Source organism: Bacillus sp. UNC437CL72CviS29 (assembly GCF_000482345.1).
GTDB classification, from domain to species: Bacteria; Bacillota; Bacilli; order Bacillales; family Bacillaceae_G; genus Bacillus_A; species Bacillus_A arachidis.
Window position 1 is genome coordinate 29,631 of record NZ_AXVB01000014.1, and the last position, 11,852, is coordinate 41,482.

Sequence of the window (11,852 nt, forward strand, 5' to 3'; positions counted from 1 at the left end):
TCTATTGTTCTTTCGGTGTATCAGAAGAAGGCAATTTCTTCTCTTGTTTTTCTTTGAAAATTTCACCAATTGCACCGAGTGTACCAAGTGTTTCAATCGCATTAGACGGAATGAAGACTTTGTTAGCTGGTCCTTTTGCAACCTCAGCCAATGACTCAAATGATTTATAAGCAAGAACGCGTTCATCTAAGTCCGCTGCACGTAGTAGTTCAATTCTGTTTTGTTCCGCTTTTGCAATCGTTTCAATCGCTCTCGCTTCCCCTTGCGCTTCTAATTCTTTTGCTTCCCTTATACCTTCTGCTTCACGAATACGCGCTTCTTTATCCCCTTCAGCCATCAAGATTTTACTTTGTTTTTCCCCTTCTGCACGAAGGACTTTATCCTGTTTCGCCGCTTCTGCTTCTAGAATAATAGCACGCTTATTACGCTCTGCTTTCATTTGTTTTTCCATTGCCGCTTGCACATCTTTTGGCGGATTAATGTCTACTACTTCTACACGTTCAATCCGAACGCCCCATTTTTCGGTTGCTTCATCAAGCGCTAGACGGATTTCTGTCGAAATTTTTTCACGCCCTGATAATGTTTCATCCAGTTCCATTTTACCAATAATTTGACGCATTGTTGCGGATGTAATATTACGAACACCATATTCATAGTTAGAAATACCATATGTCGCCAGTTCAGGCTCAACAATTTGATAGAAAATAATCGTATCAATTTCTACTTGTACATTATCTTTCGTAATAACTTTTTGTGGTGGTACATTTGTTTGTTGAATACGTAAATCATGATATACACGTATACGATCTACAATTGGGATTATTAGATTTAACCCCGGCTGCATGATGCGTTGGAATTTACCAAACCTTTCAACCACACCTACCTTTTGTTGGGGCATGATTTTAATTGTTAACGCGATGAATACAATGACAATTAATGCAAAAATAATCGTTAATGTTAATACTACCATTTTTATTCACTCTCCCTTTTCACATGTAAAACAGTGCTGCTCCTCTTTATAACAATGACTCTTTCCCCAGTAGAAATGGGAACATCTGAAATCGCAGTCCAAGTATCGCCATCCACCTTCACAATCCCATTTTCTTCACTTGTAATCGCTTGCAGGATAATTCCTTTTTTACCAGCCAGTTTATCGACAGTATCCGTAAATCCTTTTGCCTCTCGAAAATTTTTAGAGATTCGTTTCGTAAAGTAAGTCAATGTTAAACTCACTATTGCTCCTACAACAACTTGTAGAAATAATGCATCTGGAGCAAATAATGCAATAAGACCTCCGACAACTGCTCCAATGCCAAGCCATAGCATGTAAAAGGTAATTGATAACATTTCTGCAATAAATAAAATACCGGCTATAATAAACCAAACCACCCATCCAGCCATATGCAACCCTCACTTTCTTTTTTATTTTCTATATGTATATGAAAAAAAGAATTGTTTATCACGTCCTCCTAATTAATAGGAGACGTTTCAACGGAAGCATTATACATATTCACTGTTACGATGAATATCACTAAAATAGTATATTAATATATTCTTTATTATACATGAAAATTCCTGTCTAAAAGTTACAAAAAATAAAATTCTTTCAAAAAACTTTTCCGCAGATTAATATGAATATAAAGAAAAAATAATTACTTATAAAAAGGTGGTATTCCTATTGCCTCAACGACCATTATCCTTTTATTGGATTTCTAAAATATGCATCACTCTTGTTGAAGTTGTGTACATAATGATTCTTACTACTCATATTTATATAACAACTAAATCAGCTACTATCACAGCTTTTTTTCCATTATTACGAGTTATTACAAGTTTTATTGCGAGTACATCCGCACCACTTCTAATGAATCGTTTTCCATCTTATTCATTACTCATTACATTACAGGGGATTAAGACTTCCCTTTTGATTCTATTAACCGTACTATTTCCCTTACTATCTTCTAACATCGTTGCCCTTCTTGCTTTTATTATTCTCATTTCATTATGCGAAGGTTGGAGTTCCCCTTTATTATATGCTGTTATTCCACGCCTAACACCACAAGAAAAATTAGTAAAAGTAAATAGTGTCTTTTCCTTTTCAACACAAATTGTTCAAGCAACTGCTTATTCATTTACAAGTGTAGTGGTCTTATTAATTGGTGCTACTCCTACACTTATGATAAACAACGTATTAATGATTTTTGGATGTACTACATTATATGTTTCATTGCACACTATACAATCTGAACAAACAATAGAGAAATCATCTTCCAAATCAGCTACATTAATAGAAGGATGGAAACTTTTATTTCAGCACCCCTCCCTCCGTATCGTTACATATATGGACTTAATTGAAACTTTTGCTGGCACGATATGGATTGGCGGTATTACAATGGCTTACGTAACGACCGCTCTTCATAAAGGAGAAGAGTGGTGGGGGTATATTAACACAAGCTATTATATCGGAACATTAATTGGTGGACTATTAGCATGGCGAATAAGTACATATATTCAAAATAACTTAATACGCTCAATGGCTTTAGGATCTCTTCTATTCAGCGTGCTCACTTTCCTATATGGCATAACAAGCAACGGATTTCTTGCACTGTTTCTTTGTGTTCTAATGGGGCCTTCCTATCAAATTCGAGATATTTCCCAAACAACCGCTTTACAATCAAGCGTACCACCGCCTCTATTATCAAAAGTGTATACCGCTCATGGCACACTTACTTCGGCTGTTTCAGGAATTTCTATGCTAAGCGTTGGTATTATTACCGATATGTTCGGTGTCCGTACTATCTATATCATTGCTGCTTTTCTAATTTTATGTTCTGCTTGTTTATCTTTTATTTTACTAAAACATACGAAGCGGCAAGAAAAGGACCTTTCTCTTTAAGTTCACAGAATGCAAAAAGGATAGGTCACCCTATCCTTTTTGCGCTGTATTTATGATAGATTTGGAATTCGTCTATATTTTGTAGCTTGTTCAAATGCATATGCAAGCCTAATTAACGTACCTTCGCTAAATGCAGTACTTGCTAAAGTGATTCCAAAAGGCCTGCCGCTGTTCCTATATCCGGCCGGTATCGCTATGGAAGGATAGCCAGCTTTAGCGCATATTGTTGATCCTATATATGAAGGAAAGAGAATTGCATCAAGACCATATTTCTTCAAGGCAAAATCAATTCCTTGCTCCTGGGAAAAATATAAATCTTCTAACTTTGCATTTAAGTATTCAGGATTTCTTAGGGTATTAGGAAAATCTTTTCCCATTTCTAACCTTTTTTGTCCATATTTTAATGCTTTTTCTTCTATGCCTTTATTAAATGCAATTAATTCAGAGATAGAATGAACTGGAATATTTGAAGGTAACTTAGAAAGATAATTATCTAGACTATGTTTTAATTCATACGACGAGACTCCCCAACTCCACTCCCTATGAAAAGATGGGATTTCGATATCTTCTAATACTGTCGCTCCTTCATTACGCAGTACTTGTACAGCATTCTGAAATAGTTCCTCATCATACTCTCCAGATTCGTAATAGCCTTCAGATGCTTTGTTAAATACTCCAATTTTAGCGCTCCTTAAACCATTAGAATCTAAATAAACCGTATAATCTTGTTGAGCTCTCCCTTTGCTTTTATAGGTTGCAGGATCAAGTTGGTCTATTCCTGTTAAACTCCCTAATAAAATTGCCGCGTCAGTTACTGTTCTAGCAAAAGGTCCCGCTGTATCTTGCGAATATGTGAAAGGGATAATCCCTCTGCGACTAATCAAACCAACAGTCGGTTTAATACCAACTACAGAATTTTGAACTGCCGGACTTAAAATAGAGGCATCCGTTTCTGTTCCAACAGATAAAACAGTAAAGTTTGCAGTAACTGCTATAGCTGATCCTGTACTCGAACCACCAACAAAAAAATCATCATCACCTGAACGATATGGATTAATGACTTGTCCTCCTCTTGAACTATATCCAGTCCACATTTCAAAAGACATCCCATTCGCTAATTCCGTCATATTCGTCTTACCTAATATAACAACACCTGCTTCACGAAGCTTTTTCACAAGAAATGCATCACTACTACTTATATAGTTTTCAAGAGCGATTGTCCCTGCACTTGTATGCATTGAATCATTTGTTTCAATATTATCTTTTAAGAGAACAGGAATACCGTGTAAAGGACCTCTGACACCCTTTATTTTTCTTTCATGATCTAATCCTTCTGCGATAAAAATCGCATCTGGATTTATTTCTAAAATAGAATTTATATTCGGACCGTCCTGGTCATACTTCGCTATCCTATGAAGATAATACATAACTAACTCTTTCGAAGTAAATTCCCCATTCTCCATCGCTGTTTGTATATCTTGAATTGTTAATTCTTTTCTTAGTAGTTTATTGAATTGAATCTCCACCTAAAATCTCTCCTTATTCGTTCTTTCCTCATTTCAAATCTTATTACTTATCAATTTTAATCATTGTGATTTCTCCCCATTTCAACAAATAAATCCTCTACCAAGAATTTCAACTTCCACTTTCAAAAACCTTCCATTTCAAAGAGAATAAAAAAACGTTTTAGACGAACAAAAGCTGTCTAAAACGTTTTTTAGTATATGAACAAACTTTCTACTTCACATACATCTCTTCTAATAAATGAATAAATTCGCCTTGATTTCCTGCTAATACAGGACACTTTGCGATATCGATCCATTCGTAACAAAATACTAAACCTCGATCTTCATCCCCGGCACTTACTGTATGTTCCCACGTATCCTTTACATCTGTTAACAACGAAATATGGAAAAAATGGCATTTTTGATATTCCTGTTTTTCTTTTACATGGATGATATAATCATCAATGTAACGTTCTATACATAAATGACGTAAACCCGACTCTTCTAACACTTCACGTATTGCTGCTTCTTCTAATTTTTCTCCTTCTTCAACCGTGCCGCCTGGGACCTGTACACCTGCATCTGGTATATCACGATGAGTAAAAACCAGTAACTGTATAACTCCTGCTTTCTCCCTTGTAATGTATGCATATACTTTTTTCTTATATAACATTGTCACCTGGACCCTCTCCCCTTAAATTGATTACTGCATTGCTTCCTCTAAGGTGAATTGATTTTCATATAAATATGTCGCTTGCGGATTCCCTACATAACGTACGTGCCACGGCTCGTATCGATAACCTGTAATAGCCTCTTTCTCTTCTGTGTACCGAATGACAAAACCAAATTTATGTGCATTTTGAGCAAGCCATCTTCCTTCCTTGGTATCTCCAAAAACAGACTCTAATTGGAATTTAGCTGATTGTGACGTAATATCCATTGCAAGTCCCGTTTGATGTTCACTCGTTCCTGGTACTGCACTCGACATCGCTGTTTTCGCTTCCCCATCTTGAATCTTATACATTGTATTTAACGCTTTTTGCCGATCAAAAGATCTGAAACCTGAGACTGCAAAGAGAAAAATTCTCTCTTGATCACCTTGCTCAAACATTTTTTCAAGTGCTTGCGCCGCTTCTTTCCTCATCTTTTTTTTCTCTTGATCACCTTCACTGGAATAACGTACTTTGGGAATAACTAAATCTTGCGGCTTATAACGATCTGGTAGCCGTCTACTTTTATTTACAAGTACGAGTACAGAATCTGGATTATTCACAACCGCGAGATCCCCTTCCATTTTAGCAATCGTGTCTTGCGCTTTTGGAAATACAGCGCTACCATTCACTTCTTGTGCCCGTTTATCTTTATACATTTTATAATTAATGCCTGCCACTCCAATAATAATCGCAACTACTACGAGAACCAGTAGTCTCCATCTTTTTTTCATAAAACGACCTCTTATTTTAATAATTTGGCCATATAATACTCATCAATATTTCTCCCATCAACGATAAGAGAAGATTTTTTTATACCTTCTTGTTCAAATCCTGCTTTTTTATATAGTGTTTGTGCTCGTGTATTATGGGCCATTACTGTTAACTCTAAACGCCATACATCATGTAATCTTGCCCATCTTTCTACCTCTTTAAACAAAGCCGCCCCAATTCTTTTTCCGCTATATTCTTGTAAAATTCCAATTACAATTGCTACTGCATGCTTGTTTCTTTGTGCATTACCACCATTAGCTAAAATAAATCCGACTAATTGTTCCTTTTCTACTGCTACAAATATTGTAGAATTATAAGTTTCTATAAAGCGTTTGATCATATTTTTTTGTTGCTCCACTGTTGTATTCCGCTCACCTGGTTCCAATAACATATAGGAAGTTTCTTCATCCAATTGTTTTCCTAATTGCAAAAATGCTGCTGCGTCCTCTATTTGAATTTCTCGTATCATCTCTATCACCCTGTCAACTTTATAATGTGAAAAACTTTATCCGTAAAGAGGATTTCGCCATTTTTTTATGAAATACCTCTCTATTTTTCATAGAATAAATAGACAAATTTCGATATTAGTATAATGAAGATGAAACTTTATTTAGAAAAGCATTAGTTCTTATCTTTTTCTTCTTATTGAATACAAAAAAACGTAAGCAGTTCGCTTACGTTCACCCATTCACCTTTTCTGCTTGCCAAAAATATTCACTAAATGCTTTTGTCAATACATCAATGGAGCGATTTAGTTCTTCAGATGTATTATCTACACCTCCTACCTCAATTAAAATCGCTTGTCCTGACAAATCCTGATTATAAACACCATTCCCTGTTTGAAACCCCTTTTGTATAACTCCTCGACTTACCCCTGGATATTTTTTATTAATCGCTTCATGCAGGGCAGTTGCTAATTGTAAGTTTTTTGTGTAATTTTTATTTCCTTTTCCAATGACAAAGGCAAGCTTCGCATACGATTTATCTCCAATTGCTTTTGTCGTGACATTTTTGCGGGCACTATCTCGGTGTAAGTCAAAAAAATATTGTAGCTCTTTATTTCCTCCCATTGCCTCCTGTACAATTTCTCGAGACATTTTATAAGAACTATTACTATTTAACCCCTTACTTATCAACTTTTTCCCAACATCTGTTTTGTCATTAACTGCTCCTATTCCTTCATTTGCTAATTGGTCACGGAACCGTTCTCCAAGTATAGAAATATTCGTCACAGAACTTGTTGCCTTATTCGGATCTGGATCATTTGTTAAATTTAATAAAGGTAAATATGATTCCCAACTGTGAGAATGATAAATAAATGCAATTTGTCTTTTCCCTGTTGTTTGCGCAGGCTCTTTTTTCTCTTTGTTCGGATCCGTTTTCGGAACTTGTCCTGTTTCTCCTGTACGCTCTTTCACCACTTCTTCAAGTGGAACGCTCGACTCAATAGGTAAGTTAGAATAATTTGTTCCTTCACCAGCAATGACAATTTCTGTATCATATCTTCCGAATCCAGGAAGTTCTTTCCCAACGAAACTGCGTACATCATCAAATCGAATATTTGTTGCTGTTGAAAAAAGAAAAGATGAAATCGAAAAATCTTGATTTAAATTCCGATATTCTTGTGTAAAATAATGATTTTCCTTTCCAATCACATACATATAACCATTCATTGATAACTCATTCAACCAATTATATAAATATGCTGACTTTGTTTCTTTCAATGAAGTCACCATCATACTAATAAGGAAAAAGGTTACTAACACCATAATGACGACAAATAAAATAAGCTTTCGTACACTTGTTAATTTCACATAAAAAAAGCCTCGATTCATAACATCACCCTCTCTGTTCCAACTTATGTACAAGCTATCGAGAATAGACCGCCTAAATTTGGGCAATATTGTCTTAGAGGTGAAATGAATTGAAGCTAATTATAGGTATCATGCCTATTGTTTTATCATGTGTTTTTTTATTATTTGCAGTACACCCTAAAATCCATGCTTTCTTAGATATTTGCGCGTACCTTTCATTATATATACTGGGTATACTAATTGCTTTTAACATATATGATGTTGTACTGCACGGCTTAGTATTTATGACAACGATTCACGGTATTTTATTGAACCCATTATTTCTCATTACCGGAGCTTATGTAGGAGTATATTCTTTATATCTCCTTATTTATAAACTAATAACAAATTTAAGAAAGTCATAATCTTATTTTTAAATGGAGTGTATGAATGAAAATAACTTTTATATGTCATAAATGTCAGAAAAAAATTGTCAGAAAGCAAGATCTTATTACTACAATGCTTTACGTACGCATCTACTTATTTCACAATGCTTGTTTTAATCAACAATTTTTCTTTTCTAACTTTATTCCTATTAATACGCTATTTGGAATATATTTCATTTGGTATACTCTCGCTATAGGCACTATTTTAACAATAACAGAACCATCAGTCATTTGGATTATTTTTTTAGTGCCCGTTCTATATCGTTTTATTTCTTATTATTATATTGAACGTCACTTTTGAAGATAACGATTAGACTGCCCTTTGGGAATACTTAAACATTCCCACTCTTTTCCCTTCAGCAATTTTCCAACATAAATAATTTGTCCGATATGTGATGCATAATGAGTGATTTGCCTTTCAATTGCTTGCATAACACTTTGTGCTTCTCCCCTTATATGAACGCTTTTTAAAAGATCTTGCGGAGTTAATGATTGCAGCGCTTGAAAAACATAACCCCAACCATCCCTCCACGCTACTAACATCTCTTCTTTTGAAGCATAACCGCCTTCAAATTCACCATCACGGTTCCGATCTAATTTTTCACCATCTGTCGTTAAAAAATCTGTCCATCTCGATCGCATATTCCCCTGCAAATGTTTGACTATAATAGCAATACTGTTTGCTTCTTCATGAGGTATCCAACTGATTTGTTCGTATGATAACTGTGAAAATGTCCGTTCCCCTTGTTTTTGAATCGCCTTAAAGTTTGAAACAGCACATTCTAAATAAGCTTTTCCAACTTCCATCCCTGTCCCCTCCTATTTAACTAATAGATGTTCCATTTGGGACTTCTATATCAGGCTGCAATAAGATTACATCCCCTTGTTCCGGAACTCCACCTAGCACAAGTACTTCTGATTTATAGCCTGCAACACGCTTGGGCGGGAAGTTCACGACAGCTACAACCTGTTTCCCAATTAGCTCTTCTGGTATATACCTCTTTGTTATTTGAGCACTGGATTGTTTCATACCAAGTTCACCAAAGTCGATTTCAAGCTTAATTGCAGGTACGCGCGCTTCTTTAAACTCTTCTGCCTTTTGTATCGTGCCAATACGTAAATCTAACTGTAAAAAGTCTTCAAAATTAGCCATTGTATTCTCCCTCCAAAATTACCATTTAGACAAAACATACAAATTCCCTCTAAAAAAAGAAAGATACCTAAGCACCTTTCTTTTGCAACTCACCTGATTCTTTTGGTCTATATAGAAAATAACCGATAACTCCGCCAACACATGATGGCAGTAACCAACCAATTCCTTCCTTATATAAAGGAAGCATTTGCAGGACATTTGTTATTACATCAAACTTAATATTTGCACTTTCTAAACCGTTAAATAAACTAATAACTAGTGCACCTAAAATCGCACCGATATATATTGTATTTCGCTGTCCGATCCATTTATGGAAATAAGACAATACAATTAATACGATTGCAACAGGATAAATAATCATCAATACTGGTAATGTTACAGCAATAAGCTGTGTTAACCCTAGGTTGGATACAACTAAACTAAACACACATACCAATGTTACAACCATTTTATGTGATACTTTTGGGAATAAGTTTGTAAAAAATCCCGCACATGCTGATGCGAGCCCAACTGACGTTGTTAAACAAGCAAGTGTAATAACAAGGCCTAATAATATTTTGCCACTCGTGCCATATAGCTCGTTTACAACTTTCGTTAAAATAAGACCTCCATTATCAGAAACGCCAAGTGATGTACTTGTTGAGCCGAGATACGCGAGTGATAAATAAATTAACGTTAAACCTAGTACAGCAATAATTCCTGATACAATTGTCGTTTTTGCAATTTGTCTGCTCTCTTTTATTCCTTTTGAACGAATAACTTGTACCACAACGATTCCAAATACAAGTGCACTAATAGCATCCATTGTTAAATATCCTTGAATAAATCCACCGAAAAACGCATTATCTTTATATGCATCTAACGGTGCAGCAGGTGCCCCAATTGGATCGATAATCGCTTTCCCAACAATTATAGCAACAATTAATACTAATAACGGAGTAAGAAACTTTCCAAACCAGTCAATTAATTTTGATGGGTTTAGTGATAAATACCAAGTTACCCCAAAGAAAACTACCGTGTAAAGAAACAGCATATACCACTCTGACACAAACGCTTCTGGTAGAAATGGCTTCATTCCCATTTCAAAAGAAACCGCTCCTGTTCGCGGGATTGCAAAGAATGGTCCAATCGCTAAATAACTAACCAGTGGGAAAATAAACGCAAATATAGGGTGTACTCTAGAGGATAACGCTTTCAAGTCCCCTTCTACAAAAGCGACAGCAGTTACAGCTAATAGGGGGAGTCCGACTCCTGTTACAAGGAATCCAATGGTGGCAATCCAAACATTTTCTCCAGCTTGTTGTCCTAATACTGGTGGGAAAATTAAATTTCCAGCTCCTAAAAATAATGCAAACAACATTAAACCAATCGCTATCGTGTCTCCTGGCCTTAATCGTCCCTTCATCTCTCTTTTGCATAGCATGTCTCTATTGTTTTTGTCTCTTTCACAATATGCTATGCATCCTCCTTTCTATTCCTGTTGATTATGTATGCCCCTAAAAAAGCAATGTCTTTCTCCATAATTTCTCCACTTCCCCTTCTTCTTTACTCTGATTTATATTTTTGATTTTTTCGAATATTTAAATCATCAGAGTATTACACCGTGAAGTGAAACTTGTCAGACCTCTTTACTTTTATCACAAATATAGTAACACATTTAGTTGAAAAATAAAAACATATTTTTTATATAGAATTTTCCGAAAGTTAAATAGTATGCACACCTTTTTCATCTATTATTCTTTTAGGAAAATATTTTAAAAATAAATACGTACGCATTCATTTTTTTATTTTAAAATAACATTAACATTTCTTTTCTTATGTATAACGAAAAGCCATCCAAATTATACAGATGGCTTTTCATTTCTATTCTATTGTCTCCACTTCACGTGGATTATTCATTTCTTCTACATATACAACACGAAATCCGTGATCCTCTAAATCCTTTAATAAAGTCTCTAACTCTTCTACTTTAAACTCTTCACCCAATGTAAACATAATTCTGCGTATTAACAATGCATCATTATCAAATGTCATTAGACTTTGGATACCACTATACTTTTTCAAAACCGTAGATAGTTTTTGAATCGCTCCATTATAATCTTGGGTTCCCACCATAACAGAATACTTACTAGAATGAACACCCCATGCATCCTCTAATAGCTCAAATACCTTTTTATGAGTTAAGATTCCAAGAAATGTTCCTTTCTCATCGACAACCGACAAATATGGTAGTTTCTTAATTGTAAAGAACACTTTAAAGAAAGAAGAGTCTTCTCTCACATAGCCCTCTTTATCATTTAATAATTCTGATAGATTATCCTCTAATGAACCTTTATATTCTAAAATATCTACTTTATATACATTTCCTAAAAATTTCTCTTTCTTTTCATCTAAAACAGGCACACAGCGATAACCCGTTTTATTTAAATGATCCAATGCTTCACCTATTGTTAATGATATGGAGCAATATAAAACTTCTCTTTTTGGTACATAATTCCCTTTAATCCTCATAAAAAGCCTCCTTATGTTAAAATACTCTCTGTGCCCTAACTATATTATATTTTTAGAAAAAAAT

The 11,852-nt window shown here is 35.0% G+C and carries 14 protein-coding genes; 3 read left to right on the forward strand and 11 right to left on the reverse strand.

Annotated features, from left to right (window positions below):
• Nucleotide 1: 1 nt before the first annotated feature.
• Together M014_RS0113460 and M014_RS0113465 are read right to left on the reverse strand one after the other, a co-directional pair.
• The gene (locus M014_RS0113460) at nt 2–970 is read right to left on the reverse strand and encodes an SPFH domain-containing protein (RefSeq protein ID WP_026592211.1); all 969 of its coding nucleotides are present in this window, start codon (nt 968–970) and stop codon (nt 2–4) included.
• A 2-nt stretch (nt 971–972) separates the two neighbouring features.
• The gene (locus M014_RS0113465; RefSeq protein WP_026592212.1) at nt 973–1,401 is read right to left on the reverse strand and encodes an NfeD family protein; all 429 of its coding nucleotides are present in this window, start codon (nt 1,399–1,401) and stop codon (nt 973–975) included.
• Between the two features lie 277 nt (nt 1,402–1,678).
• Here M014_RS0113465 and M014_RS0113470 point away from each other — a divergent pair, with 277 nt between their 5' ends.
• The gene (locus tag M014_RS0113470; RefSeq protein WP_026592213.1) at nt 1,679–2,896 is read left to right on the forward strand and encodes an MFS transporter; all 1,218 of its coding nucleotides are present in this window, start codon (nt 1,679–1,681) and stop codon (nt 2,894–2,896) included.
• Nucleotides 2,897–2,946: 50 nt separating this feature from the next.
• Here M014_RS0113470 and M014_RS0113475 read toward each other — a convergent pair whose 3' ends face one another.
• The 5 genes from M014_RS0113475 to M014_RS0113495 all read right to left on the reverse strand — a co-directional run bounded on the left by M014_RS0113475 (nt 2,947) and on the right by M014_RS0113495 (nt 7,720).
• The gene (locus tag M014_RS0113475) at nt 2,947–4,422 is read right to left on the reverse strand and encodes an amidase family protein (RefSeq protein ID WP_026592214.1); all 1,476 of its coding nucleotides are present in this window, start codon (nt 4,420–4,422) and stop codon (nt 2,947–2,949) included.
• A gap of 211 nt (nt 4,423–4,633) precedes the next feature.
• Nucleotides 4,634–5,080: an NUDIX hydrolase gene (locus M014_RS0113480; RefSeq protein ID WP_026592215.1), complete on the reverse strand. Its 447-nt coding sequence runs from the start codon at nt 5,078–5,080 to the stop codon at nt 4,634–4,636.
• Nucleotides 5,081–5,104: 24 nt separating this feature from the next.
• A complete protein-coding gene (locus M014_RS0113485) occupies nt 5,105–5,845 on the reverse strand; it encodes a M15 family metallopeptidase (RefSeq protein WP_026592216.1) in 741 nt (246 codons plus the stop codon).
• A gap of 11 nt (nt 5,846–5,856) precedes the next feature.
• Nucleotides 5,857–6,354 carry a GNAT family N-acetyltransferase gene (locus tag M014_RS0113490; RefSeq protein WP_026592217.1) on the reverse strand — a complete coding sequence of 166 codons (498 nt, stop codon included), beginning with the start codon at nt 6,352–6,354 and terminating at the stop codon, nt 5,857–5,859.
• A 211-nt stretch (nt 6,355–6,565) separates the two neighbouring features.
• Nucleotides 6,566–7,720, reverse strand: coding sequence for a stage II sporulation protein P (locus M014_RS0113495; protein WP_026592218.1), 1,155 nt, complete (start codon nt 7,718–7,720; stop codon nt 6,566–6,568).
• Nucleotides 7,721–7,809: 89 nt separating this feature from the next.
• On the opposite strand from M014_RS0113495, the gene M014_RS29640 reads away from it, so the two are divergent.
• Together M014_RS29640 and M014_RS30095 are read left to right on the forward strand one after the other, a co-directional pair.
• Entirely contained in the window at nt 7,810–8,103 is a 294-nt protein-coding gene (locus M014_RS29640) for a hypothetical protein (protein WP_026592219.1), read from the forward strand.
• Between the two features lie 25 nt (nt 8,104–8,128).
• Nucleotides 8,129–8,425 carry a hypothetical protein gene (locus M014_RS30095; RefSeq protein ID WP_026592220.1) on the forward strand — a complete coding sequence of 99 codons (297 nt, stop codon included), beginning with the start codon at nt 8,129–8,131 and terminating at the stop codon, nt 8,423–8,425.
• Here the strand turns inward: M014_RS30095 and M014_RS0113510 are convergent.
• The 4 genes from M014_RS0113510 to cbpA form a co-directional block, all read right to left on the reverse strand.
• Complete coding sequence (locus M014_RS0113510) at nt 8,416–8,931, reverse strand: DUF1572 family protein (protein WP_026592221.1); 516 nt, start codon at nt 8,929–8,931, stop codon at nt 8,416–8,418. The two genes, M014_RS30095 and M014_RS0113510, sit on opposite strands and share 10 nt — an antisense overlap.
• Nucleotides 8,932–8,947: 16 nt before the next feature.
• Nucleotides 8,948–9,277: a chaperone CsaA gene (gene csaA, locus M014_RS0113515; RefSeq protein WP_026592222.1), complete on the reverse strand. Its 330-nt coding sequence runs from the start codon at nt 9,275–9,277 to the stop codon at nt 8,948–8,950.
• A 67-nt stretch (nt 9,278–9,344) separates the two neighbouring features.
• Nucleotides 9,345–10,682, reverse strand: coding sequence for a branched-chain amino acid transport system II carrier protein BrnQ4 (brnQ4, locus tag M014_RS0113520; protein WP_026592223.1), 1,338 nt, complete (start codon nt 10,680–10,682; stop codon nt 9,345–9,347).
• A gap of 458 nt (nt 10,683–11,140) precedes the next feature.
• Nucleotides 11,141–11,788, reverse strand: coding sequence for a cyclic di-AMP binding protein CbpA (gene cbpA, locus M014_RS0113525; protein ID WP_026592224.1), 648 nt, complete (start codon nt 11,786–11,788; stop codon nt 11,141–11,143).
• Between the last annotated feature and the right edge of the window lie 64 nt (nt 11,789–11,852).

Coding starts and splice junctions, on each gene's coding strand:
- M014_RS0113510 (WP_026592221.1), bottom strand. CDS start 8,931: ATGGAAGTTGGAAAAGCTTATTTAGAATGTGCTGTTTCAAACTTTAAG.
- M014_RS0113465 (WP_026592212.1), bottom strand. CDS start 1,401: ATGGCTGGATGGGTGGTTTGGTTTATTATAGCCGGTATTTTATTTATT.
- M014_RS0113485 (WP_026592216.1), bottom strand. CDS start 5,845: ATGAAAAAAAGATGGAGACTACTGGTTCTCGTAGTAGTTGCGATTATT.
- cbpA (WP_026592224.1), bottom strand. CDS start 11,788: ATGAGGATTAAAGGGAATTATGTACCAAAAAGAGAAGTTTTATATTGC.
- M014_RS0113490 (WP_026592217.1), bottom strand. CDS start 6,354: ATGATACGAGAAATTCAAATAGAGGACGCAGCAGCATTTTTGCAATTA.
- csaA (WP_026592222.1), bottom strand. CDS start 9,277: ATGGCTAATTTTGAAGACTTTTTACAGTTAGATTTACGTATTGGCACG.
- M014_RS0113495 (WP_026592218.1), bottom strand. CDS start 7,720: ATGAATCGAGGCTTTTTTTATGTGAAATTAACAAGTGTACGAAAGCTT.
- brnQ4 (WP_026592223.1), bottom strand. CDS start 10,682: ATGAAGGGACGATTAAGGCCAGGAGACACGATAGCGATTGGTTTAATG.
- M014_RS0113460 (WP_026592211.1), bottom strand. CDS start 970: ATGGTAGTATTAACATTAACGATTATTTTTGCATTAATTGTCATTGTA.
- M014_RS30095 (WP_026592220.1), top strand. CDS start 8,129: ATGAAAATAACTTTTATATGTCATAAATGTCAGAAAAAAATTGTCAGA.